This window comes from Pseudomonas sp. CFBP13508 (genome assembly GCF_005233515.1).
Lineage (GTDB): Bacteria > Pseudomonadota > Gammaproteobacteria > Pseudomonadales > Pseudomonadaceae > Aquipseudomonas > Aquipseudomonas mercuritolerans.
The window spans coordinates 39837-62372 of sequence record NZ_QFZZ01000005.1; the positions used below are offsets into that span (position 1 = coordinate 39837).

Here is a 22536-nt window from a genome sequence, read left to right on the forward strand (position 1 = left end):
CCCCGGACCATCACAGTCCGGGGCTTTCTCGTTTGATTCATGGTGCACCAGGCGGGATTCGAACCCACGACCCCTGCCTTCGGAGGGCAGTACTCTATCCAGCTGAGCTACTGGTGCAGCGGGCGACATCATACCTAGGTCGGCTCAGGGCGTCCATGCCGGGTTTGGCGGGTTTTGTCAGTGTGCGTGTCGGCGCAAAATCGCTGCATTCCTTAAAGCGGTAACGTCCTGCAAAACCCTCGCTTGGCGCTTTGCCGGGGTTGATCTAAGGTTTTTCCTGCGGCACGGGTTTTCAGTACGTTGATCTGAAAAGCGGCATTTTTGTTCTTTTTTTCGAACGACCTATTGTCCTTTACCCCCTTTGAACCTACGATCCGTTTGAGATTTCAAACGCTCTTTGGCGGGTTTTGCAGCGCAGGTGCGCCCGGTCGTGCACTGTTGATGCGCCACAATCCGTTCACTGATTTCCCTGACGGCAGCCTTGCGAGGCGCCTTTCTACAATCATAATTTGCTCCGCGCAGGCCGCGGTGCTGTTAAGGAAAGCCGACATGCAGCTTAAAGACACCCAGTTGTTCCGCCAGCAAGCCTTCATCGATGGCGCTTGGGTCGATGCCGACAACGGTCAGACGATCAAGGTCAACAACCCGGCCACCGGCGAAATCCTCGGCACCGTGCCGAAGATGGGCGCCGCTGAAACCCGCCGTGCCATCGAGGCCGCCGACAAGGCGCTGCCGGCCTGGCGTGCGCTGACCGCCAAAGAGCGTGCCGGCAAGCTGCGTCGCTGGTTCGAACTGATGATCGAGAACCAGGACGACCTCGCGCGCCTGATGACCCTCGAGCAGGGCAAGCCGCTGGCCGAAGCCAAGGGCGAAATCGTTTACGCCGCATCGTTCATCGAGTGGTTCGCAGAAGAAGCCAAGCGCATCTACGGTGATGTGATTCCGGGCCATCAGCCGGACAAGCGCCTGATCGTGATCAAGCAACCGATCGGCGTCACCGCTGCGATCACTCCATGGAACTTCCCGGCAGCAATGATCACTCGCAAGGCCGGCCCAGCACTGGCCGCCGGTTGCACCATGGTGCTCAAGCCGGCTTCGCAAACTCCCTTTTCCGCTTTCGCCCTGGCCGAACTGGCTCAGCGCGCGGGCATTCCTGCGGGCGTGTTCAGCGTGGTGTCCGGCAGCGCCGGCGACATCGGCAGCGAGCTGACCAGCAACCCGATCGTGCGCAAACTGTCCTTCACCGGCTCGACCGAAATCGGTCGCCAGTTGATGGCCGAATGCGCCAAGGACATCAAAAAAGTCTCGCTGGAACTGGGTGGCAACGCGCCGTTCATCGTGTTCGACGACGCCGATCTGGATAAGGCCGTCGAAGGCGCGATCATTTCCAAGTACCGCAACAACGGTCAGACCTGCGTCTGCGCCAACCGTCTGTACATTCAGGACGCGGTCTACGATGCGTTCGCCGAGAAGCTGAAAGTGGCTGTGGCCAAACTGAAGATCGGCAACGGTCTGGAAGATGGCACCACCACCGGCCCGCTGATCGACGAAAAGGCTGTGGCCAAGGTTCAGGAACACATCGCTGATGCCGTGAGCAAAGGCGCCACCGTATTGGCGGGCGGCAAGGCGATGGAAGGCAACTTCTTCGAGCCGACCATCCTGACCAACGTGCCGAAAAACGCGGCCGTGGCCAAGGAAGAAACCTTTGGTCCGCTGGCGCCGCTGTTCCGCTTCAAGGACGAAGCCGAAGTGATCGCCATGTCCAACGACACCGAATTCGGTCTGGCTTCTTACTTCTACGCGCGTGACCTCGGCCGTGTGTTCCGTGTCGCCGAAGCGCTGGAATACGGCATGGTCGGCGTCAACACCGGGCTGATCTCCAACGAAGTCGCGCCGTTCGGCGGCATCAAGGCTTCGGGCCTGGGCCGTGAAGGCTCCAAGTACGGCATCGAAGATTATCTGGAAATCAAATACCTCTGCCTGGGCATCTAAGCCGGGAAAGGGATCGCTGCAAACGCAAAGGGCACGAGAGCGCTGTCCCTTTGCGTGGTTTCAAACAGGAATTTTCTCTGCGGCCAGGAACGCCGTGGCAGTCGATCATCGCATGCTGCCACCGCTGATTCCTCCCGCTTCATCCTTGAACCACGCCGCCCGATGAGCGGCGAATGAGGACTGTAATGAGCAAGACTAACGCTGAACTGATGGCCCGCCGCACCAATGCCGTACCTCGTGGTGTTGGCCAGATTCACCCGATCTTCGCCGAGTCGGCGAAGAACGCCACCGTGACTGACGTTGAAGGTCGCGAGTTCATCGACTTCGCCGGCGGTATCGCGGTACTGAACACCGGCCACGTGCACCCGAAAATCATCGCCGCCGTGACCGAACAGCTGAACAAGCTGACCCACACCTGCTTCCAGGTGCTGGCTTACGAGCCGTACGTTGAGCTGTGCGAAAAAATCAACGCCAAGGTGCCGGGTGATTTCGCTAAGAAAACCCTTCTGGTCACCACCGGTTCCGAAGCGGTGGAAAACGCCGTAAAGATCGCCCGTGCCGCCACTGGCCGTGCTGGCGTGATCGCTTTCACCGGCGCGTACCACGGTCGCACCATGATGACCCTCGGCCTGACCGGTAAAGTCGTGCCTTACTCGGCGGGCATGGGCCTGATGCCAGGCGGCATCTTCCGCGCGCTGTACCCGAACGAACTGCACGGCGTGAGTATCGACGACTCGATCGCTTCCATCGAGCGCATCTTCAAGAACGACGCCGAGCCGAAAGACATCGCTGCGATCATCATCGAGCCGGTGCAGGGTGAAGGTGGTTTCTACGTCGCGCCGAAAGAATTCATGAAGCGTCTGCGTGCGCTGTGCGACCAGCACGGCATCCTGCTGATCGCTGACGAAGTGCAGACCGGCGCTGGCCGCACTGGCACCTTCTTCGCCATGGAACAGATGGGCGTTGCCGCCGACCTGACCACCTTCGCCAAGTCCATCGCTGGCGGCTTCCCGCTGGCCGGCGTATGCGGCAAGGCCGAATACATGGACGCCATTGCTCCGGGCGGCCTGGGCGGCACCTACGCCGGTAGCCCGATCGCTTGCGCCGCTGCGCTGGCAGTCATGGAAGTGTTTGAAGAAGAGCAACTGCTGGACCGCTGCAAGGCTGTCGGCGAGCGCCTGGTCACCGGTTTGAAGGCGATTCAGGCCAAGTACCCGGTGATCGGTGAAGTGCGTGCGCTGGGCGCAATGATCGCGGTCGAGCTGTTCGAAAACGGCGACAGCCACAAGCCGAACCCGACTGCCGTGGCTGCTGTGGTGGCCAAGGCGCGTGACAAGGGCCTGATCCTGCTGTCCTGCGGCACTTACGGTAACGTGCTGCGTGTGCTGGTTCCGCTGACGTCGCCAGACGAGCAACTGGACAAAGGCCTGGCGATCATCGAAGAGTGCTTCTCTGAACTCTGATCCGCTCGTGTGACCCGCTCGACAAAAACCCGCTTCGGCGGGTTTTTTTTGCCCCTTGAAACATATCGGACCTGTTAGCGCTGTATCGGATCGCCAGCATTGGCTAAGGTTCAGGCATTGCAAGGAGAGCGCGCATGACTGCCGTTGATTTACCCGCCGTACCCCGGGTGTTGATTGCCGAGGCTGATCCCTGGTCCCGCGACCTGCTCAAACAAGTGCTGCTCAATGTGCGCTGCGATGCGCGGCTGGATTTGTGTGCCGACGGTCAGCAGGCAATGTCGTTGCTCAGCGAGGTGCCCTATGACCTGGCCATCGTTGATTGGGAGCTGCCCGGCATCGACGGATTGCATGTGCTGCGCAGCGTCCGCCAGCGCAAACGCAATCCGCCGCTGCCGTTCATTCTGATGAGCAGCCGCAACGACAGCGCCAGCGTGCGCGAAGCGATTCCGCTGGCGCCGACGGCGTACCTGACCAAACCGTTGAACATGGAAGGCCTGACCGAGCGCTTGCAGGGGTTGCTGCTCAACGCTGGCGAAGCAGTGGTTTGCGAAGTGCCGGCACTGGCGCCGGGCATGACCCTGTCGGTGTTCCTTGAGCGGCGTCGCGAGCAGGCCGATGGCGCGCCGTTGATGACCGACGTGCAAGTGGCGGTCAAGCGCAGCCTCAATCCCGAGGGGCTGGACCTCAAACTGCTGGAAGAAGAGGTCCGCACCGATCCGCAGATTACCGCCGTGCTGATCGCAGCCGCCAACAGTGCCGCGCAACACTACGGCGCGCCGGTGCAAACCCTGGCCCAGGCGCTGCACCGACTCGGCACCGGGCAAAGCATGAACCTGATTCTCGGGCTGGCGCTCAAACGCAGCGCGCGGCTCAGCGATCCATGCCTGGCGGATTACGCCGAGCGCTATTGGGGGCTGTCACTGCACACGGCGGAATACGCCCGCACGCTGGCACGCCTGCTCGATCTCGATCAGGAGCGCTGCTATTGCGCGGGCATGCTGCATCGGCTCGGTGATCTGGCGCTGCTGCGCTGCCTGCAGGAATGGCAGCAAGCCGGCGGCGAGCTGGACGAACTGGAAGAGGTCGGCGAAGCGTTGGCGCAGTTTGGTGCTTCTTATGGCTCGGCGTTGCGCACTCGCTGGCGCCTGCCGCTGGAGTTGCGCGAGTTGATTGCTTCGGCCTACCAGCTCGGTGGTGGCGTTTACAGTCGCGAGGCGCTGGTGATGCACATGGCCGCGCAGATGGCGCGGCTCACCGAGCATGAAGGCGTTGAGGAACTGGCGAAGAGCCGGACGGCGCGGTTGCTCAAGATCGGGCTGCCGGAGTTGCTGCGGATGCGCAAATGACAGATCACCACATTCCGATGTGGGAGAGAGCCTGCTCGCGAAGGCGCCAGCGCAGGCAACATTTTTGTTGAAGGTGCAGGCCTCATCGCGGGCAAGCCCGCCCCCACAGGCATTGCGGCAGCCACAAAATACGGGTCAGGCCGCGATAATCCGGTTCTTGCCCTGCCGTTTCGCCTCGTACATCGCCGCATCCGCGCGGGCGAACAGGCTGTCCAGGCTCTTGTCTTCGTCGGTGAGATTGGTCAGGCCCTGGCTAACGGTGATGCTGAATGCTTGCCCGTCGTGGTTGAAGCGCAGTCGCTGGATCTCCTGCTGCAGGCGCTCCGCCACTTGCACGGCCATCTCCGGCGCACAACCGGGGAACACCGCGGCGAACTCCTCACCGCCAATTCGCCCAAACAGGTCGCCACGGCGCAATGAGCCGCGCCCGCATTCGGCGATTCGTTGCAGCACGTTGTCGCCCTCTGGGTGGCCGTAGCTGTCGTTGATCACTTTGAAATCGTCGATGTCCAGCAGCAGGAAGGCCAGCGGTGTGCCCTGGCGCCGCGCCTCGGCGAACTCGCGGTGGGCGCATTCGAAGAAGTGGCGGCGATTGCTGCTTTGCGTCAGCACGTCGGTGGTGGCCAAGCGTTGCAGCTCGGTTTCCATGTGTTTTTTGTCGGTGATGTCTTCGGCGATGCCGACGATGATCACCGGCTGCCCTGGCTCGTCCTGGCGATTGATAAAGCATTTGTCGCTGAGCCAGCGCACCTGGCCATCGGCGGCGATGATGCGGTACTCGCGATCTTCCACCGCACCTCGGTGCAGGACTTCGGCAAGGCTTTGTTCAGCGTACTCCAGATCATCGGGGTAAATGCTGTCGCGCCATTGGTTGTAGTCCGCCAGCAACAACGCGGCGGAACGGCCGAAGATCCGTTCATAGGCCGGACTGACGTACAGCACCTGCCGGGTTTCCCAGTTGAAAGCCCAGAGCACGGCGTTGACGCTGACCAGCAGCGAACTGATTAACTGTTCGCGCTCGCTCAGGCGCGCGACTTCGCCTTGCGCGTGCATCAGCGCCATCAGCGTTTGCGCGGCCTCGGGCCATTGGGTGAAGGATGTGTCTTTCTGGTTGTTGTTGACCATCGGCACAAATCTCAAAGGGCGCGCCGCAATGTCGACAACGGCCACAGGACAGCCCGCCGGGATGGCGAAGTGTCATTGAGATAGAGGATTTTCGGCGAAGTTCCCGGCCATTACCGAGTCCCGCCAAGCGGTGAGCTGTAGGAGCTGACGAGTGCAACGAGGCTGCGATCTCTTGATCTTCAGAATCAGAAGATCGCAGCCAGTGTCGGATCAAACCGCCGCAGGACGCAGCGAGTAGGTTTTCAGCTGATCAGCAAAGTCATGCAACGACTGGATGCCACTGGCCTCGGCCTCGTGAATCCATTCCTTGATGGCGGCCAGCATGTCGTGGCCATTGGAACTGGTCTTGACCCAGATCTGCTGCAAAGCCAGGCGCTTTTCGTAAATGACTTTCAGCGCCTGGCTGTGTTCGAGCATGGTCTGGATGCGCAGGTGATGACGGTCTTCCAGCAGGCTGGTTTCCCGCGACAGCAGGCGTTTGGCCCGGTGGAACTGGTGGCGCACCGAATGATCGACCTTGGCCAGCTCTTGCTTGACCAGCGGGCCGATCACCAATTTGCGGTACTGGGCCATGATCTGGAAGCGGTTGTTGAGGATCGCCATGGCGGTGTCCATGTCCAGGCTGCCCTTGCCTTCGACGCGGTGGGCAATCGGTGCGACCCGCTGCACCTTGGCCAGACGCAGGAAGCAGAAGACCTTGATCCACGCCCAGCCGAGGTCGAATTCCCACTTCTTTACCGACAGCTTGGCCGAGTTGGGGTAGGTGTGATGGTTGTTGTGCAGCTCTTCGCCGCCGATCAGGATGCCCCACGGCACCAGATTGGTCGCCGCGTCACGGCATTCGAAATTGCGGTAGCCGACGGCATGGCCCAAGCCGTTGATCACGCCAGCGGCCCACACTGGAATCCACATCATCTGGATCGCCCAGATGGTGATGCCGATGGTGCCGAACAGCAGCAGGTCGATCACGCCCATGATCGCCACGCCCAGCAGCGGATAGCGGCTGTAGACGTTGCGTTCGATCCAGTCTTCCGGGCAATTCTTGCCGTAGATACGCAAGGTTTCCGGGTTCTGCGCTTCGCTGCGATACAGCTCGGCGCCGGTGCGCAGCACCGTGGACAGGCCCTTGATGACCGGGCTGTGCGGGTCATCTTCGGTTTCGCATTTGGCGTGGTGTTTGCGGTGGATGGCGGTCCACTCGCGGGTGTTCTGCGCCGTGGTCAGCCACAGCCAGAAACGGAAAAAGTGCTTGAGACCCGCATTCAGCTCGAGCGAGCGGTGGGCCGAGTAACGGTGCAGATAGACCGTGACGGCAACAATCGTCACATGGGTCATCAGCAGGGTGACCGCGACCAGTGACCAGGCCGACAAGCCAAGAAAACCTTCGTACCACATAGGCTATAGGGCCCTCGATAAAGATAAAAACAGCCGTTGCATTATCACTAAGCACACAGATAAAACCAGTCGCCCTTTCAGATAAGAAGTCGCTGAATGTTTCTTCACCTATAATTCCAACCTTTTTGTAGGGACATGGACGACCGAATGTCTGCGACTTACCGCGATGCCTTGCGTGCAGCGCTGCTCTACCTCGTCCTCGCCGCCGTGTGGCTGCGGGTTTCCGATCATTTATTAAGCAGATTCTTCGATGACTCCAGTGCGCTGGCCCACTGGCAACTGATCAACGGTTATCTGCTGGCAGCCGTCAGCGCCGGGCTGATTTTTCTTGCGCGGGCGCGGCTGTGTCGGTTTCTCGGCATCGGGGCCCGCCTGTGCGAGCGCCACAGCGACCGTGAGCGTCTTCGTCAGGCGGCGGCCGTGTTCGACTGCACCCGTGAAGGCGTACTGGTCACCGATCATCGGGGCCTGATCGTTCACGTCAACCGCGCCTTTATCGAGATCACCGGTTATCGGCGCGATGAGGTGATCGGTCAGCAGCCGAGTCTGTTCAAGTCCGGCCATCATCCGCCGGGCTTCTATCAGGCAATGTTCGCAACCCTTGAAGCCGCAGGTGAATGGAGCGGCGAGATCTGGAACCGGCGCAAGACCGGCGAGATTTATCCACAGTGGCAGACCATCCGGGTGATTCACGATGATTTCGGCCGGCTCAGCCATTACGTGGCAGTGTTCTCCGACATCAGTGCGATCAAGGATTCCGAGTCCGAGCTCAAACACCTGGCGCATCACGATCCGTTGACCGATCTGCCCAATCGCCTGCTGTTCAGCGACCGCGCCGAGCAGGCGTTGGCATCGGCGCAGGCGCACAAGCGTGGCTGCGCGCTACTGATGCTCGATCTGGATCACTTCAAGATGATCAACGACAGCCTCGGGCATAACGTCGGCGACCGCTTGCTGAAAGCGGTGGCGACGCGTTTGCAGGATCTGTTCGGCGCCGGCATCACCCTGGCACGGCTGGGTGGTGACGAGTTCGCGGTGCTCGCGGAAAGTTGTCCACAACCGGCTCAGGCCGCTGGGCTGGCGCAACGGGCTCTGGACGCCTTGAAGGAGCCGATGCTGGTAGATGGCAATCAACTGTTCATCAACGCCAGCATCGGCATCAGCCTGTTTCCCAGCGATGCCCTGAGCGCCGAGCAGTTGTTGCGCAACGCCGACAGCGCGCTGTTCAAGGCCAAAAGCGCCGGGCGCAACGGCTACGCGCTGTACACCGAAGAGCTGACCGCACATGCCCAGCAAAGGGTCGAAATCGCCTTCGAACTGCGCCGCGCACTGGAGCAGGAGGAACTGCGTGTCTACTACCAACCGGTGCATGACCTGCAAAGCGGCCGTCTGATCGGCGTTGAGGCACTGGTGCGTTGGCAGCATCCGCAGCGCGGCCTGGTGTCGCCGGCGGAGTTCATTCCGATTGCCGAGCGCACCGGGCTGATCGCCGAGATCGATGCCTGGGTGATGCAGCAGGCCTGCCGGCAGATGTGCCAATGGCAGCAGAGCGGTGTGGTGCTGGCGTTCGTCGCGGTTAATGTCTCCTCGCGGCTGTTTGCCCGGCGTGAGCTTTATCAGCAGGTAGCGCAGGTGCTGCACGACACGGGGCTGGATCCGGCGTATCTGGAACTGGAAGTTACCGAAAGTGCGGTGATGGATGATCCGGAAGTGGCGCTGGAACAGATGCATCGCTTGCGCGAGCTGGGTGTGCGTCTGGCCATCGATGATTTCGGCACCGGCTATTCGTCGTTGCTGCGGCTCAAGCGCTTGCCGGTACAGAAGCTCAAGATCGATCAGGGCTTCGTCGCAGGGTTGCCGTGGGATGAGGATGACGTGGCGATTGTCCGGGTGATAATCGCGCTGGCCCGCAGCATGGGCATGCAGGTCCATGCCGAAGGGATCGAACAGGCTGAGCAGGCGGCATTTCTGTTGGCGCAGGAATGCGATCTGGGGCAGGGCTACTGGTTTGGGCGGCCGGTGTCTGCGGATCGGCTTGATTGGGCGAAAACGCCATTGATTGGCTGAATAGGCCATATGGCTTGTGGCGAGGGGATTTATCCCCGTTGGACTGCGTAGCAGTCCCATTTTTTGGGGTCGCTTCGCGACCCAACGGGGATAAATCCCCTCTCCACGAGTTCTCTTGACGATTTCAAATCAGCGCAAACCCCTTGCCCTCGCTCATATTATTTTCTGGTTATATAAACATTCTTAAATAGTCTTTTTAAGAATATCCATGCCTCTCTTATATTGCTCCCACGCCGAACGCAGTGCCGCCCACTGCCAGGCAAATCCCCTTCAAAGGAGCAGCACCATGAGCGCATCCCTTCGCAGCGTTGACGGTCAGGACGAAAGCACCATCTTGCGTGAAATCCAGAGCGCCCTGCGCGATCTGCGGTTCGGCGCGGTGGAGATCACTGTGCACAACGCGCAAGTCGTACAGATCGAACGCAAAGAGAAATTCCGTTTGCAGCAACCCGGTAAGCAACCGGGCTGAGATCAAAAGATCGCAGCCTTCGGCGGCTCCTACAGGGGGCTGTGTGCAGGAGCTGGCGAAGGCGGCGATCTTTGAAACGGGACCGATTCCAGCAATACATAAGAAAAAGCCACCACCAGGAATTCCAGGAGCTTTCACCATGTCGTCGATTCGCCGTTATGCTTTGGCCGCGCTGGCCAGTGCCGTGTTTGCCGGTTCCGCCGTTGCCAAGGATTACGAGCTGCTCAACGTGTCGTATGACCCGACGCGGGAGCTGTATCAGGAATACAACGCCGAATTCATCAAGTTCTGGCATCAGGATCATGCCGGCGACACGGTGAAAATCCAGCAGTCCCATGGCGGTTCGGGCAAGCAGGGCCGTGCGGTGATCGACGGTCTGCGTGCTGACGTGGTGACCCTGGCCCTGGCTGGCGACATCGATGAAATCGCCAAGCTCGGCAAGAGCCTGCCGGCCGACTGGCAGAAGCGTCTGCCGGAGGCGAGCACGCCGTACACCTCGACCATCGTGTTCCTGGTGCGCAAGGGCAACCCGAAAGGCATCAAGGACTGGGGCGATCTGGTCAAGAACGATGTCTCGGTGATCACGCCAAACCCGAAAACCTCGGGCGGTGCGCGCTGGAACTTTCTCGCCGCGTGGGCCTATGGCCAGAAAGCCAACGGCGGAGATGAAGCCAAGGCCAAGGAATATGTACAAACCCTGTTCAAGCATGTGCCGATCCTCGACACTGGCGCCCGTGGTTCGACCATCACCTTCGTCAACAACGGTCAGGGCGATGTGTTGCTGGCCTGGGAGAACGAAGCATTCCTGGCGCTGAAAGAAGACGGCGGCGCAGACAAGTTCGACATCGTCGTGCCGTCGCTGTCGATTCTTGCCGAACCACCCGTGGCGGTGGTCGACAAGAATGCCGAGAAGAAGGGCAACGCGCAGATCGCCGAAGCCTACCTCAAGCATCTGTACAGCCCGGCCGGCCAGGAAATCGCCGCGAAAAACTTCTATCGTCCACGTGACAAGGACGTAGCGGCCAAGTACGCCCAGCAGTTCCCGAAACTGGAATTGGTGACCATCGACAAGGACTTCGGCGGCTGGAAATCCGCGCAGCCGAAATTCTTCAACGACGGCGGCGTGTTCGACCAGATTTATCAGGCGCAGTAATCTCGCCTTCAACCGGCCTGATGTCTGGGCACATGACATGTGGGACTGAGCTTTTGTGGTGAGGGGATAAATCCCCTCACCACAGGGCTCACTCCCACATTGATGCGTTTTCAACCAGGGACTTTTATGTCGCGTCGTATCTCCCCCGTCATACCCGGCTTCGGGCTGACGCTGGGTTACACCTTGGTGTACCTCAGCCTGATTGTGCTTATCCCGCTGGCGGCGATGTTCGTCCACGCCGCCCAGCTGACCTGGGATCAGTTCTGGACGATCATCTCCGCACCGCGGGTACTGGCGGCATTGAAGCTGAGCTTCGGCACCGCACTGTGTGCGGCGATCATCAATGGCATCATCGGCACGCTACTGGCGTGGGTGCTGGTGCGCTACACGTTCCCGGGGCGCAAGGTGATCGACGCGATGATCGATCTGCCGTTCGCCTTGCCCACCGCCGTGGCAGGTATCGCGCTGACGGCGCTGTATACGCCTACCGGTCTGGTCGGCCAGTTCGCCGCCGACCTTGGTTTCAAGATCGCCTACACGCCGCTTGGCATCACCCTCGCGCTGACCTTCGTGACCTTGCCGTTCGTGGTGCGCACGGTGCAACCGGTGCTGGCCGATATTCCCCGTGAGGTCGAAGAAGCAGCCGCGTGCCTAGGTGCCAAGCCATGGCAGGTATTTCGCCACATTCTGGTTCCGGCCTTGCTGCCCGCCTGGCTGACCGGTTTTGCGCTGGCGTTCGCGCGTGGCGTCGGTGAGTACGGTTCGGTGATTTTCATTGCCGGCAACATGCCGATGAAAACCGAGATCCTGCCGCTGCTGATCATGGTCAAACTCGACCAGTACGATTACACCGGCGCTACCGCCATCGGCGTACTGATGCTGGTGGTTTCCTTCATCCTGTTGCTGCTGATCAACTTGCTGCAGCGGCGCATCGAAACCCCCTAAGGAGGCGCGAACATGTCCCAATCGTCCATTGCGGCCGCCTCTTCGGCCAACGCTGCGCGCCGTGGCAGTGCCACTTCGCGCAGAATCCTGATCGGTCTTGGCTGGCTGATCTTTTTCCTGTTTCTGCTGCTGCCGTTGTTCATAGTGGTGTCGCAGGGTTTGAAGAATGGCCTTGGCGCATTCTTCACCGCGATCTTTGAGCCGGACGCGCTTTCGGCATTGAAACTCACCGTGTTCGCGGTGCTGATTTCGGTGCCGCTGAACCTGGTGTTCGGTGTCAGTGCGGCGTGGTGCGTGAGCAAATACTCGTTCCGTGGCAAAAGCATGCTGGTGACGCTGATCGACCTGCCGTTCTCGGTATCGCCGGTGATCGCCGGTCTGGTCTACGTATTGATGTTCGGCGCTCAGGGCCTGTTCGGGCCATGGCTGCAGGATCACGACATCCAGATCGTCTTCGCCCTGCCGGGCATTGTGCTGGCGACGATTTTCGTCACCGTGCCGTTCGTGGCCCGTGAACTGATTCCGCTGATGCAGGAACAAGGCACCCAGGAGGAAGAAGCCGCGCGCCTGCTCGGTGCCAACGGCTGGCAGATGTTCTGGCACGTCACCGTGCCGAACATCAAGTGGGGCCTGATTTATGGCGTGGTGCTGTGTACCGCGCGGGCCATGGGCGAGTTCGGTGCGGTGTCGGTGGTTTCCGGGCACATTCGCGGGGTGACCAACACCTTGCCGCTGCACGTCGAGATCCTCTACAACGAATACAACCACGTGGCCGCGTTTGCCGTGGCGAGCCTGTTGCTGATCCTGGCGCTCTTCATCCTGCTGCTCAAGCAGTGGAGCGAAAACCGTATCAACCGCCTGCGCGCCAGCGCCGCGGAGGAATAATTCATGTCGATCGAAGTGCGTAACGTCAGCAAGAATTTCAACGCGTTCAAGGCGCTGGACAACATCAGCCTGGATATCCACAGCGGTGAGCTGGTCGCGCTGCTTGGTCCGTCGGGCTGCGGCAAAACCACCTTGCTGCGCATTATTGCCGGTCTGGAAACCCCGGATCAGGGCAACATCGCTTTTCACGGCGAGGACGTTTCCGGCCACGATGTGCGTGATCGCAACGTCGGTTTCGTGTTCCAGCATTACGCCTTGTTCCGCCACATGACGGTGTTTGACAACGTCGCGTTCGGCCTGCGCATGAAACCGAAAAACCAGCGCCCGAGCGAAAGCCAGATCGCCACCAAGGTTCACGAACTGCTGAACATGGTGCAACTGGACTGGCTGTCGGATCGCTACCCGGAGCAGTTGTCCGGTGGCCAGCGTCAGCGTATCGCCTTGGCCCGTGCCTTGGCGGTGGAGCCGAAAGTGCTGCTGCTCGACGAGCCTTTCGGCGCGCTCGACGCCAAGGTGCGCAAGGAACTGCGGCGCTGGCTGGCGCGGCTGCACGAAGACATCAACCTGACTTCAGTGTTTGTGACCCACGACCAGGAAGAAGCGATGGAAGTCGCCGACCGCATCGTGGTGATGAACAAGGGTGTGATCGAGCAGATCGGCTCACCGGGCGACGTCTACGAAAACCCGGCCAGCGACTTCGTTTATCACTTTCTCGGCGACTCGAACCGCTTGCTGCTGAGCGACGACAATCACGTGCTGTTCCGCCCGCACGAAGTGTCATTATCCAGGCATGAGCTGGAAGATCACCATGCCGCTGAAGTGCGCGATATCCGCCCGCTGGGCGCGACTACGCGGGTGACCTTGAAAGTGGAGGGGCAGACCGATCTGATCGAAGCGGAAGTGGTCAAGGATCACGACAGCCTGATCGGGTTGGCCAAGGGTGAGACCTTGTTCTTCAAGCCGAAGGTCTGGCAGAAAGTCGCCAATATTTAAAGGCAAAAGCTTCGCGAGCAGGCTCGCTCCCACAGGGAAAACTCATTCCAAATGTGGGAGCAAGCCTGCTCGCGAATACGATTTAGACAGCAGCGCGATTCGGATTGACCCGCACCACCCCCGCCCGCAACTCGATCTCTTGTTTCAATTCCTGCCGCAGCCCGAGCAAAAACGCCAGCTCGGCCACGACAAACAACGGCCCGACAATCAGCCCGCTGATGTCATCGACAAACGCCGGTTTGCGCCCTTCATAGTGATGCCCGACAAACTGGATCACCCAGCCGATCACGAACATCGCCAGGCCGCTGCTCAGCCAGACCATGGTGCTCTGCTGCGCCAGTGCATGCCCGGCCCAGACTGACAGGCCCATCAGTACGGTCATCAATACGCCGAGTTTCAATTCCAGGCGCAGGTAAAACCACGCCGAGGCCAGCGCTAAAAAAACCGCCGGAGATATCCACAACCCGCCCAGCGCCCACTGCGGCCGAGACAGCAGGACAGCCACCGCCACCACGATCAGCGGAATGCCGATAAAGTGGCTGGCGATGTTGCGCGGGTCGCGGTGATAGGCGGCGTATTGACTGAGATGGTCGACGAGGCTTTTCATTGTTGTTCCTCCAGTGGGGTTGAAGGCATCATCCCTCGGGATCCGCGCTCGCTCTGTCGGGCAGGCGACACTCCAGGAGTGGTTATGCAAATTCGTGCACGGTTGCTCAGTGGCCAGTGGTTCAGTCATCTGCCTGCATCTTTTCAGGATAGCCTGCTGGCGTTGGCCCGAGAGCGGCGGCTGACGGCGGGACAACGGCTGTTCCAGCGTGGCGATGCGCCGTGCGGTCTGTACGCGGTGCTCGATGGCGCCGTACGCATCGGGGCGGTCAGCGAGCAGGGCAAGGAGGCGTTGCTGAGTCTGGTGGAGGCGCCGCACTGGTTCGGCGAAATCTGCCTGTTCGATGGCCAGCCACGTACGCACGATGCCTATGCGGTCGGGCCGTGTACCTTGCTGAATATTCCCCAGGCGGCGTTGCTCAAACTGCTCGACGAACAGCCGCAGTACTGGCGGGATCTGGCGCTGTTGATGAGCCACAAGTTGCGCCTGGCGTTCATCAATCTTGAACAACTGAGCCTGCTGCCGGCCCCGGCGCGCTTGGCTCATCGCTTGTTAATGATCGCCGAAGGCTACGGCGAACTCGACGCACCGCGTCGGGTGCTGCAACTGCCGCAGGAGCAATTGGCCGCAATGCTGTCACTGTCGCGGCAGACCACCAATCAGATCCTCAAGGATCTGCAGGGGCAGGGGATTATCGGGTTGGCTTACGGCGAAATCGAAATCCTCGATGCCGCAAGACTGCGTGCCCTGGCCACGATCTAAAAACTCACGCCGATCCAATGTCGGAACTGGCACCTGTGGCGAGGGGATTTATCCCCGCTGGGGCGCGCAGCGGCCCTGAAAAATGGGACCGCTGCGCAGTCCAACGGGGATAAATCCCCTCACCACAAAGGCTCACTCCTACGAAGGATCTGCGTTTGGATTACGAGCCGCGATAGGTCGAGAAACCGTACGGGCTCAGCAGCAGCGGGATGTGGTAGTGCTGATCAGTCTGCTTGACCTGGAAGATCACCGGAATTTCCGGGAAGAACGTCTCGTGCTTGATCTTCTGGTAGTACTCGCCGGTCTTGAACACCACGCGGTATTCACCGGCTTCGAATGGCTGTTTGGCCGGGAACAGTTCGGCGATCCGCCCTTGTTCGTTGGTGGTGCCTTGGGCCAGTGGCTGCCAGTTTTCGCCGACGTGTTTTTCCAGGGTGACGTTGATGCCCGGTGACGGCAGGCCGTTTTCCAGGTTGAGCACGTGCACGCTCAACGGATTGCCGGCGGCCAGCGCCAGGCTGGAAACAGCGCTCAGGCCGAGCGCGGCGAGAGTCATGCGCAGGGTGGTCATGGTGGATCTCCTTATTGGGAACGGGTGATGGTCAGGCCGGCCTTGTCGGCGGCGGCGCGGGCGCAGTTTTCGTCTTGCTCACCGCCGCCGGAACCGGCCACGCCCATGGCGCCGACCAGTTCGCTGCCGGCGAACAGCGGAATGCCGCCGCCGAGCAAGAGCAATTCATCGAGGGTGTTGAGGTTGGCGGTTTCCGGATTGCTGCGGGCGCGCTCGGCGAACAGCCGCGTCGGCGTCTTGGTCGACAGCGCGGTGTAGGCCTTGCGCTGGCTGGCGGCGGTGTTGTGCGGGCCAACGCCGTCACCACGCAGAGTCACCAGCAGGCTGCCGCCACGGTCGAGTACCGACACCGTGCCGGGGCAACTGCTCATCGCCTTGTCCGCCAGCCAGCGTGCGGTTTTCAGGTCGAGATCGGCGTGGCGCGGCAGTTCTGGTGTGGCGCTCGCGGCGCCGCTGAGGCCGAGGATCAGGCTGGCGACAAGGTATTTGACGGTCATGTGCAGGCTCCGGTTGGGAAGGTCAGCACCTTAACCGGCGCACTTCGTCAGAACCCCGTCAGGCGGATTACAAGTTTGTAATGGGCAACGGCGGCGAACACGCCTAGCCTGTGTACCTGATCAATCGAGGTGTGCCATGCGTTTGCTGGTCGTAGAAGATGAAGCCAAAACCGCGAATTTCCTCGCCAAGGGACTGGGCGAGTCGGGTTTCGCCGTGGATGTGGCGCTCAATGGCCTCGACGGCCGCTATTTTATCGAGCAGCAGGAATACGACCTGATCATCCTCGACGTGATGCTGCCCGGCCTCAACGGCTGGCAATTGCTGCAACTGATCCGCCAGCGCGGCGCCACACCGGTGCTGTTTCTCACCGCCAAGGACGCCATCGAAGACCGCGTCCGTGGTCTTGAGCTGGGCGCCGATGACTACCTGCTCAAACCCTTCGCCTTCGCCGAACTGCTCGCGCGCGTGCGCACGCTGCTGCGGCGCGGGCCGATGCGCGAAGCCGAGTCGTACAGCATCGCCGACCTGGAAATCGACGTGCTGCGCCGCCGGGTCAGTCGCGGCGGCCAGCGTATTGCCCTGACCAACAAGGAATTCGCCTTGTTGCAACTGCTCGCCAGTCGCCAGGGCGAAGTGCTTTCGCGCACGCTGATCGCTTCGCAGGTGTGGAACCTGAATTTCGACAGCGACACCAACATGGTCGAAGTCGCTGTGCGGCGTCTGCGTGCCAAGGTCGATGACCCGTACATGCCGAAACTTATCCACACCGTGCGTGGCGTCGGTTATCAACTGGAAGCGCCGGACGATGTGGAGTAAGTCGATCGCCTGGCGATTGGCGCTGGCCTTCGCCATGGTCTGCGCGCTGGTGCTGAGCGCAATCGGCGTGTTTCTCTACCGCTCGCTGGCCTCGGAATTGGCCTTTCGTGACGACATGGCCCTGCTCGGTCGCCTCGAGCAAGTACGCGCCTTGCTCGCCGACAGCGACAGCCTCGACGCCTTGCAGGCGCGGCCACGGTTGTATCAGAACATGCTCGGTAATCTCGACAGTCTGCTGCTGGTGCGCCGGGCCGACGGCTCCAGCGTGATCGCGATCAACCCGCGCCAGCGTGAATTGCCGGCGCTCAATGCATTAGCGCGAGAGCAAATGCCGCAGCGCCGTGACGTGCTCACCTGGCAGGCCAGTGACGGCGCCGAGCTGGCCTTGCTGTCCGGCCAGGCCCAAGGCCCCAACGGTGAAACCCTGACGGTGATCGCTGGCAAAGTGCTCAGCGAGCGCGAGCAGATGCTCGGCAGTTATCGCCTGCGTCTGTATCTGTCCGTCGGCCTCGGCGCGGTGCTCGCGTTTGCTCTGGGCCTGTTATTGCTGCGGCGTGGCTTGCGGCCTTTGCATCAGTTGAGCGAAGCGGTGCGCAGCATCGATCTGCGCAGCCTCGATCGACGCCTGCCCACCGAGGGCACACCGACCGAACTGCGCGAGCCGGTGCACGCGCTCAACACCATGCTGGCGCGGCTGGACGACAGCGTGCAGCGCCTGTCGCAATTCTCCGCCGACCTCGCCCACGAAATCCGCACGCCGCTGCACACCTTGCTCGCCAGCAACGGCCAGGCCCTGAACCATCCGCGCAGCACGGCCGAATATCAGGAAGTGTTGGCCTCGAACATGGAAGAGTTCGAACGGCTCAAGCGCATGGCCGAGAACCTGATGTTCCTCGCCCGCGCCGAACAGGCCGAACGTGCGCTCAATCTGCACACGCTGGACTTGCGCAACGTCGGCGACGAACTCTGCGATTACTTCGAAGCCCTGGCCGATGATCGCGATCTTCAACTGCAAAACCGCATGCACGGCGAACTGCTCGCCGACCAGCAACTGCTGCAACGCGCCCTCGGCAACCTGCTGGCCAACGCCGTACGCCACGCCGACCCCGGCACCCTGATCAGCCTGCAACGGTTCGATGAACCGGGTATGTGCTGGCTGCAAGTGCACAACCACGGCCCGGTCATCGCGCCTGAGCATCTGGGCAAACTGTTCGACCGTTTCTACCGCGTCGATCCTTCACGTGCGGAACCGGGAGATTCGGGTGGCCTGGGTTTGGCGATCGTGCAGTCGATCATGCAATTGCATGGCGGGCGGGTGCGGGTGAGTAGTGATGTGTCGGGAATGGTGTTTGAGTTGGGGTTTGTGGTGAATTGACAGGCCTCTTCGCGAGCAGGCTCGCTCCCACAAGGAAACGCATTCCAACTGTGGGAGCGAGCCTGCTCGCGAAGGCGCTGGATCACACAGTGATGATTTCGGATCAGCGCAACTGATCCCGAAACTGCCCCGGCGTCATCCCGGTCCAGCGCTTGAAGGCGCGGCTGAAGCTGCTGGTGTCAGCGAATCCCAGCAGATAGCTGACTTCACTCAACGAGCACTGCGGGTCACGCAGGTGCAGCAGCGCCAGATTTTCACGGCTTTCGTTGAGCAGGGTGTCGAAGCGGCAACCTTCATCCGCCAGATGCCGTTGCAGGCTGCGCAGGCTCAGGTGCAAGGCCTGGGCGATGCGTTCGGCGCTCGGTTCGCCTTCGGGCAGTTGTTCTTCAATGGCATCGCGCACCTTGCGCTCCCAGGTCAGCGGTTTGAGCTGGGCGAGGGTGCGTTTGAGTACGGCTTCGTTGTGTTCGGCCAGTTCCGGGTTGGCGTCGTCGAGGTGGCTGTCGAAGTCGCTGAGGGCGAATTCCAGGCGGTCTTCGGCGGCGCAAAAGTGCACTGGTGCGCGGAAGACTTTGTGCCATTGCTGGGCATCGCTCGGTTCGGGGCGGCGCAAGTACACCGCCAGCGGTGCGTAGTCACGGCCAAGGCGATTGCGGCAGGTGCGCACGTAGATCGCCGCGAAGGCGTCGATGGCTTCGACGGCCGGCGCCGGGTTGCCGGGCGGGATTTTCAGGCGGAATTGATAGCGGTCTTCGCTGCGGCTCAGCTCCAGTTCCAGCGCATCGCTGACCACCGGGTGATAACGCACGATGCGCTCGAACACCTCGCGCAAACTGCCGCTGGCCACCAGCGCGTAACCGAGCGCGTGGAAGGTGGTCGGGCTGACAAAACGCGACACGCGCAAGCCCAGCGCCGGGTCGCCGCTGGCTTCGACGGCGAGCGCCCACAGGCGCGTGGTGCCGGATAGCGGATAGCGCGCGTTGGGGTCGTCCATCAGCGCTGGGTCGAGCCCGGCCTGTTGGCACAAGGCAAGGCTGTCCAGCCCCAGCGCATCGAGTTGCTTGCGCAAGGCGCGGGTCCAGCTGGCAAGGGAGGTCGGTTCCTTCATGCGAATTGGCGCGTCCGGTCAACAGGTTGGCGTTCTTGGCTAGCGCGGATCGAACCCCGGCAAGGCACGATGCATTCATCTTAGACCCGAGGATGGAAGCATGGACGGTACTTCTGCAAGCCCTGAACGACTGAATGCGGCGCAGCGCTCGGCACATATTCGCCAAGTGGTGTTGGCCAAAGGTGCGCAATTGCGTGAGCGCTACCCGATTCTTCAGCATCAGGATGCCCTCGGTGCGGGGATTCTGGCGTTCGCGCTGGCCGGGATGATCGGCTCGGCGGCGCTGTACATCACTGGCCATATGGCCTGGTGGGCGTGCCTGCTGCTCAATGCTTTTTTCGCCTCGCTGACCCATGAGCTGGAACACGACCTGATCCACAGCATGTACTTCCGCAAACAACGCGTGCCGCACAACCTGATGATGGGCCTGGTCTGGCTGGCGCGGCCGAGCACGATCAATCCTTGGATCCGTCGTCATCTGCACCTCAACCATCACAAGGTTTCCGGCACTGAAGCCGACATGGAAGAGCGCGCAATCACCAACGGCGAGCCGTGGGGATTTGCCCGTCTGCTGATGGTTGGCGATAACGTCATGTCGGCGTTCATCCGCCTGCTCCGCGCCAGGACCTGGGCACACAAGTGGAGCATCGGCAAACGCGTGCTCAAGGTCTACGCACCGCTGGCGCTGCTGCATTGGGGCGCGTGGTATGTGTTTCTCGGCTTTCACGCGGCCAATGGCATTGCGCATTTGCTCGGCTCGCCCATCGAGTGGTCGGCCACCACGCTTTCGGTGATGCAGGTGATCGATATCGCCGCCGTAGTGATCATCGGGCCCAACGTACTGCGCACTTTTTGCCTGCACTTCATCAGCTCGAACATGCATTACTACGGCGACGTCGAACCGGGCAATGTGCTGCAGCAATGTCAGGTGCTGAACCCTTGGTGGCTGTGGCCGTTGCAGGCGTTCTGCTTCAACTTCGGCAGCAGTCACGGGATTCATCATTTTGTGGTCAAGGAGCCGTTTTACATTCGTCAGATGACCGTGCCGGTGGCGCACAAGGTGATGCGCGAGATGGGTGTGCGGTTCAATGATTTCGGCACGTTTGGCCGGGCGAACCGGTTTGTGCGCGGAGATGAGGAAGTGATGTCCGGGGAGGCGGTGGAGGCCTGACAGATGCCCCTAACCCTCTCCCAGGGGAGAGGGGACTGATCTAGCTGTTTATGCTGGATACATCGACCTGAAATTTCGAGCCGACCTCAGGTTGGAAAAGCATGAAGATCTGCTCCCTTTCCCCCTCTCCCTCAGGGAGAGGGCTGGGGCGAGGGGGGCTTTTGATCTTGGTTCAATCCGGCTGAAACGGCGAAGCACTGAGGATCACTCCGGTCTCTTCCACATAACGTTGCCAATGTCCGATCAAGTCAGTGAGTTTCTGCGGCTGACTCAACGCCAGATCATGAATCTCCCCTGGATCGCTTGCCAGATCATAAAGCTGCCAGGTCGCCGGCCCGACCGGTCCGGGAATCCACACGGCTTTCCATGAGCCCTGACGAATCGCCCGACGTCCGAACAATTCCCAACCGGTGACCGTATGCTCGTCATGCACCTGCGCGGTCTCGCCAGACAGGAAGCCCAGCCACGACTTGCCGCGCAGTGGCGCCACGGCTTTGCCTTTCCACTGTTTGCCCGGATGCCGCACGCCAGCCAGATCGAGAATGGTCGGGGTGATATCCATCACCGTGCCGAAACCATGGCTGATCTGCCCTTCGAGCGGCAGTTGCGGATAGTGCAGCAGCGCCGGCACGCGAATCCCGCCCTCGGTGGTGAAAGCCTTGAACAAGCGTGACGGCGCGGTTGCCACTTGCGCCCAGTTCGGCCCGTACCAGACGTAGGAATTGGCCCGGCCGATGTTGTCGAGGCTGTTGTCGTAATGCTGGTTGAGGTAGGTCATCAGCTCCGGGCCGAACTTGGGGAACGCTTCCAGCAGCGCGCCTTCGGCCCCGTTGTCGGACATGAACAGGATGAAGGTGTTGTCGAGCTGTCCCTGCTGGCGCAGGTAATCGACGACCCGGCCGATGTTCCAGTCCATGCGCTCGACCATCGCCGCGTAGACCTCCATGGCCCGAGCGGAGATCTGCTTTTGCTCATCGCTCAACGCGTCCCACTGCGCGCTGAGTTGAATTAGCGGATGCGGCTCGACGTCTGCCTCGATCAGGCCCAGCGCCTTGAGTTTTTCCAGGCGCTCGAGGCGCAGTACTTCCGGGCCAGCGTCGTAGCGACCATGATATTTCTCGACGATCTCGGCCGGTGCCTGCAGCGGCCAGTGCGGCGCGGAGAAGGGCAGGTAAGCGAAGAACGGCCGGGTCTGATCGCGTTCCTTGAGGTACTGCAGCAGCTTGTCGCCGAAGGCATCGGAGGAATAGAAATCCTTCGGCAACTCGTCAACAAACTGATCGTCCTCGATGTACAGGGCCGGGGTGGATTTCAGCAGGCCCGGCGTTTGCTCATCGTAGGTCGGCTCGAAACCATAGTGGTTGGCAGCGCCCGGCAACAGTGAAAACGAACGCTCGAAACCACGCGCATGGGGCGCCAGTTCAGCCTTCAGCCCCAAGTGCCATTTGCCGCTCATCAAGGTTTGATAGCCGGCCTCGCGCAGCAGCTCGGGCAGGGCGACGACGCGGTCATTCAGGTAGCCTTCGTAACCAGGTTTGCCGATCAGTTCCGGGGTCAACGCTTCGGCCATGGTGCCGATGCCGGCGATGTGGTGATCGGTGCCGGTCAGTAGCATCGAACGCGTCGGCGAGCAGGTTGGTGCGGTGTGAAAATCGGTCAGACGCAGGCCGTTGTCGGCCAACGCATCAAGGTTCGGCGTGGCAATTTCGCCGCCGAACGCACCGATGTCGGAAAAGCCTAGGTCGTCGGCCAGAATCACTAGAAAGTTGGGACGTTGCGGCATCGCGAAACTCCT

At 61.0% G+C, this 22536-nt stretch carries 20 protein-coding genes and 1 tRNA gene; 13 read left to right on the plus strand and 8 right to left on the minus strand.

Annotated features, from left to right (window positions below; genetic code table 11):
• Positions 1 to 40: 40 nt before the first annotated feature.
• Positions 41 to 117 (minus strand) — tRNA-Arg (locus PspCFBP13508_RS15380).
• Between the two features lie 432 nt (positions 118 to 549).
• On the opposite strand from PspCFBP13508_RS15380, the gene gabD reads away from it, so the two are divergent.
• From gabD to PspCFBP13508_RS15395, 3 genes are all read left to right on the plus strand, one after another.
• Positions 550 to 1992, plus strand: a complete 1443-nt coding sequence (gabD, locus tag PspCFBP13508_RS15385; protein WP_024011131.1) for an NADP-dependent succinate-semialdehyde dehydrogenase — start codon at positions 550 to 552, stop codon at positions 1990 to 1992.
• A 185-nt stretch (positions 1993 to 2177) separates the two neighbouring features.
• Positions 2178 to 3455, plus strand: a complete 1278-nt coding sequence (gene gabT / locus PspCFBP13508_RS15390) for a 4-aminobutyrate--2-oxoglutarate transaminase (protein WP_016772251.1) — start codon at positions 2178 to 2180, stop codon at positions 3453 to 3455.
• Between the two features lie 134 nt (positions 3456 to 3589).
• Positions 3590 to 4801 carry a response regulator gene (locus PspCFBP13508_RS15395; RefSeq protein ID WP_137215015.1) on the plus strand — a complete coding sequence of 404 codons (1212 nt, stop codon included), beginning with the start codon at positions 3590 to 3592 and terminating at the stop codon, positions 4799 to 4801.
• A 135-nt stretch (positions 4802 to 4936) separates the two neighbouring features.
• Here the strand turns inward: PspCFBP13508_RS15395 and PspCFBP13508_RS15400 are convergent, their stop codons facing one another.
• Complete coding sequence (locus PspCFBP13508_RS15400; RefSeq protein ID WP_122508376.1) at positions 4937 to 5926, minus strand: sensor domain-containing diguanylate cyclase; 990 nt, start codon at positions 5924 to 5926, stop codon at positions 4937 to 4939.
• 210 nt (positions 5927 to 6136) lie between these two features.
• The gene (desA, locus tag PspCFBP13508_RS15405; protein ID WP_137215016.1) at positions 6137 to 7321 is read right to left on the minus strand and encodes a delta-9 fatty acid desaturase DesA; all 1185 of its coding nucleotides are present in this window, start codon (positions 7319 to 7321) and stop codon (positions 6137 to 6139) included.
• 147 nt (positions 7322 to 7468) lie between these two features.
• Between desA and dibA the strand changes: the two genes are divergently transcribed.
• The 6 genes from dibA (at position 7469) to PspCFBP13508_RS15435 (ending at position 13833) form a co-directional block, all read left to right on the plus strand.
• Complete coding sequence (gene dibA / locus PspCFBP13508_RS15410; protein ID WP_137215017.1) at positions 7469 to 9388, plus strand: phosphodiesterase DibA; 1920 nt, start codon at positions 7469 to 7471, stop codon at positions 9386 to 9388.
• 286 nt (positions 9389 to 9674) lie between these two features.
• Positions 9675 to 9857 carry a sulfur starvation response protein OscA gene (gene oscA, locus PspCFBP13508_RS15415; protein ID WP_007917682.1) on the plus strand — a complete coding sequence of 61 codons (183 nt, stop codon included), beginning with the start codon at positions 9675 to 9677 and terminating at the stop codon, positions 9855 to 9857.
• 139 nt (positions 9858 to 9996) lie between these two features.
• Positions 9997 to 11010, plus strand: coding sequence for a sulfate ABC transporter substrate-binding protein (locus PspCFBP13508_RS15420; RefSeq protein ID WP_137215018.1), 1014 nt, complete (start codon positions 9997 to 9999; stop codon positions 11008 to 11010).
• Between the two features lie 126 nt (positions 11011 to 11136).
• Complete coding sequence (gene cysT, locus PspCFBP13508_RS15425) at positions 11137 to 11955, plus strand: sulfate ABC transporter permease subunit CysT (protein ID WP_137215019.1); 819 nt, start codon at positions 11137 to 11139, stop codon at positions 11953 to 11955.
• A 12-nt stretch (positions 11956 to 11967) separates the two neighbouring features.
• A complete protein-coding gene (gene cysW, locus PspCFBP13508_RS15430) occupies positions 11968 to 12840 on the plus strand; it encodes a sulfate ABC transporter permease subunit CysW (protein ID WP_007917679.1) in 873 nt (290 codons plus the stop codon).
• 3 nt (positions 12841 to 12843) lie between these two features.
• Positions 12844 to 13833: a sulfate ABC transporter ATP-binding protein gene (locus tag PspCFBP13508_RS15435; RefSeq protein ID WP_137215020.1), complete on the plus strand. Its 990-nt coding sequence runs from the start codon at positions 12844 to 12846 to the stop codon at positions 13831 to 13833.
• 82 nt (positions 13834 to 13915) lie between these two features.
• On the opposite strand, the gene PspCFBP13508_RS15440 is transcribed toward PspCFBP13508_RS15435, so the two are convergent.
• Positions 13916 to 14440 (minus strand): Mpo1-like protein, encoded by a 525-nt coding sequence (locus tag PspCFBP13508_RS15440; protein WP_137215021.1) that lies wholly within the window; start codon positions 14438 to 14440, stop codon positions 13916 to 13918.
• Positions 14441 to 14524: 84 nt separating this feature from the next.
• Between PspCFBP13508_RS15440 and PspCFBP13508_RS15445 the strand changes: the two genes are divergently transcribed.
• Positions 14525 to 15202, plus strand: coding sequence for a Crp/Fnr family transcriptional regulator (locus PspCFBP13508_RS15445; protein ID WP_137215022.1), 678 nt, complete (start codon positions 14525 to 14527; stop codon positions 15200 to 15202).
• A 160-nt stretch (positions 15203 to 15362) separates the two neighbouring features.
• Here PspCFBP13508_RS15445 and uraH read toward each other — a convergent pair whose 3' ends face one another.
• Both uraH and PspCFBP13508_RS15455 read right to left on the minus strand, forming a co-directional pair.
• Positions 15363 to 15773: a hydroxyisourate hydrolase gene (gene uraH / locus PspCFBP13508_RS15450; RefSeq protein WP_042610175.1), complete on the minus strand. Its 411-nt coding sequence runs from the start codon at positions 15771 to 15773 to the stop codon at positions 15363 to 15365.
• A gap of 11 nt (positions 15774 to 15784) precedes the next feature.
• Positions 15785 to 16270 carry a heme-binding protein gene (locus PspCFBP13508_RS15455; RefSeq protein ID WP_137215023.1) on the minus strand — a complete coding sequence of 162 codons (486 nt, stop codon included), beginning with the start codon at positions 16268 to 16270 and terminating at the stop codon, positions 15785 to 15787.
• Between the two features lie 136 nt (positions 16271 to 16406).
• Between PspCFBP13508_RS15455 and PspCFBP13508_RS15460 the strand changes: the two genes are divergently transcribed.
• A complete protein-coding gene (locus PspCFBP13508_RS15460; RefSeq protein WP_041477440.1) occupies positions 16407 to 17087 on the plus strand; it encodes a heavy metal response regulator transcription factor in 681 nt (226 codons plus the stop codon).
• Entirely contained in the window at positions 17077 to 18462 is a 1386-nt protein-coding gene (locus tag PspCFBP13508_RS15465; RefSeq protein ID WP_137215024.1) for a heavy metal sensor histidine kinase, read from the plus strand. The genes PspCFBP13508_RS15460 and PspCFBP13508_RS15465 overlap by 11 nt, the downstream gene beginning before the upstream one ends.
• A 103-nt stretch (positions 18463 to 18565) precedes the next feature.
• Here PspCFBP13508_RS15465 and PspCFBP13508_RS15470 read toward each other — a convergent pair whose 3' ends face one another.
• Positions 18566 to 19570 carry an AraC family transcriptional regulator gene (locus tag PspCFBP13508_RS15470; protein WP_137215025.1) on the minus strand — a complete coding sequence of 335 codons (1005 nt, stop codon included), beginning with the start codon at positions 19568 to 19570 and terminating at the stop codon, positions 18566 to 18568.
• 100 nt (positions 19571 to 19670) lie between these two features.
• Here PspCFBP13508_RS15470 and PspCFBP13508_RS15475 point away from each other — a divergent pair, with 100 nt between their 5' ends.
• Positions 19671 to 20741, plus strand: a complete 1071-nt coding sequence (locus PspCFBP13508_RS15475) for a fatty acid desaturase (protein ID WP_137215026.1) — start codon at positions 19671 to 19673, stop codon at positions 20739 to 20741.
• 172 nt (positions 20742 to 20913) lie between these two features.
• Here the strand turns inward: PspCFBP13508_RS15475 and PspCFBP13508_RS15480 are convergent, their stop codons facing one another.
• Entirely contained in the window at positions 20914 to 22524 is a 1611-nt protein-coding gene (locus PspCFBP13508_RS15480) for an arylsulfatase (RefSeq protein WP_137215027.1), read from the minus strand.
• Positions 22525 to 22536: the final 12 nt, after the last annotated feature.

What these genes read in the sequence shown, in the direction of transcription:
- desA (WP_137215016.1), bottom strand. Translation starts at nt 7,321, where the DNA reads ATGTGGTACGAAGGTTTTCTTGGCTTGTCGGCCTGGTCACTGGTCGCG.
- PspCFBP13508_RS15445 (WP_137215022.1), top strand. Translation starts at nt 14,525, where the DNA reads ATGCAAATTCGTGCACGGTTGCTCAGTGGCCAGTGGTTCAGTCATCTG.
- oscA (WP_007917682.1), top strand. Translation starts at nt 9,675, where the DNA reads ATGAGCGCATCCCTTCGCAGCGTTGACGGTCAGGACGAAAGCACCATC.
- gabT (WP_016772251.1), top strand. Translation starts at nt 2,178, where the DNA reads ATGAGCAAGACTAACGCTGAACTGATGGCCCGCCGCACCAATGCCGTA.
- gabD (WP_024011131.1), top strand. Translation starts at nt 550, where the DNA reads ATGCAGCTTAAAGACACCCAGTTGTTCCGCCAGCAAGCCTTCATCGAT.
- PspCFBP13508_RS15435 (WP_137215020.1), top strand. Translation starts at nt 12,844, where the DNA reads ATGTCGATCGAAGTGCGTAACGTCAGCAAGAATTTCAACGCGTTCAAG.
- PspCFBP13508_RS15480 (WP_137215027.1), bottom strand. Translation starts at nt 22,524, where the DNA reads ATGCCGCAACGTCCCAACTTTCTAGTGATTCTGGCCGACGACCTAGGC.
- PspCFBP13508_RS15470 (WP_137215025.1), bottom strand. Translation starts at nt 19,570, where the DNA reads ATGAAGGAACCGACCTCCCTTGCCAGCTGGACCCGCGCCTTGCGCAAG.
- cysT (WP_137215019.1), top strand. Translation starts at nt 11,137, where the DNA reads ATGTCGCGTCGTATCTCCCCCGTCATACCCGGCTTCGGGCTGACGCTG.
- PspCFBP13508_RS15420 (WP_137215018.1), top strand. Translation starts at nt 9,997, where the DNA reads ATGTCGTCGATTCGCCGTTATGCTTTGGCCGCGCTGGCCAGTGCCGTG.
- cysW (WP_007917679.1), top strand. Translation starts at nt 11,968, where the DNA reads ATGTCCCAATCGTCCATTGCGGCCGCCTCTTCGGCCAACGCTGCGCGC.
- PspCFBP13508_RS15400 (WP_122508376.1), bottom strand. Translation starts at nt 5,926, where the DNA reads ATGGTCAACAACAACCAGAAAGACACATCCTTCACCCAATGGCCCGAG.
- PspCFBP13508_RS15395 (WP_137215015.1), top strand. Translation starts at nt 3,590, where the DNA reads ATGACTGCCGTTGATTTACCCGCCGTACCCCGGGTGTTGATTGCCGAG.
- dibA (WP_137215017.1), top strand. Translation starts at nt 7,469, where the DNA reads ATGTCTGCGACTTACCGCGATGCCTTGCGTGCAGCGCTGCTCTACCTC.
- PspCFBP13508_RS15440 (WP_137215021.1), bottom strand. Translation starts at nt 14,440, where the DNA reads ATGAAAAGCCTCGTCGACCATCTCAGTCAATACGCCGCCTATCACCGC.
- PspCFBP13508_RS15455 (WP_137215023.1), bottom strand. Translation starts at nt 16,270, where the DNA reads ATGACCGTCAAATACCTTGTCGCCAGCCTGATCCTCGGCCTCAGCGGC.
- PspCFBP13508_RS15465 (WP_137215024.1), top strand. Translation starts at nt 17,077, where the DNA reads ATGTGGAGTAAGTCGATCGCCTGGCGATTGGCGCTGGCCTTCGCCATG.
- PspCFBP13508_RS15475 (WP_137215026.1), top strand. Translation starts at nt 19,671, where the DNA reads ATGGACGGTACTTCTGCAAGCCCTGAACGACTGAATGCGGCGCAGCGC.
- uraH (WP_042610175.1), bottom strand. Translation starts at nt 15,773, where the DNA reads ATGACCACCCTGCGCATGACTCTCGCCGCGCTCGGCCTGAGCGCTGTT.
- PspCFBP13508_RS15460 (WP_041477440.1), top strand. Translation starts at nt 16,407, where the DNA reads ATGCGTTTGCTGGTCGTAGAAGATGAAGCCAAAACCGCGAATTTCCTC.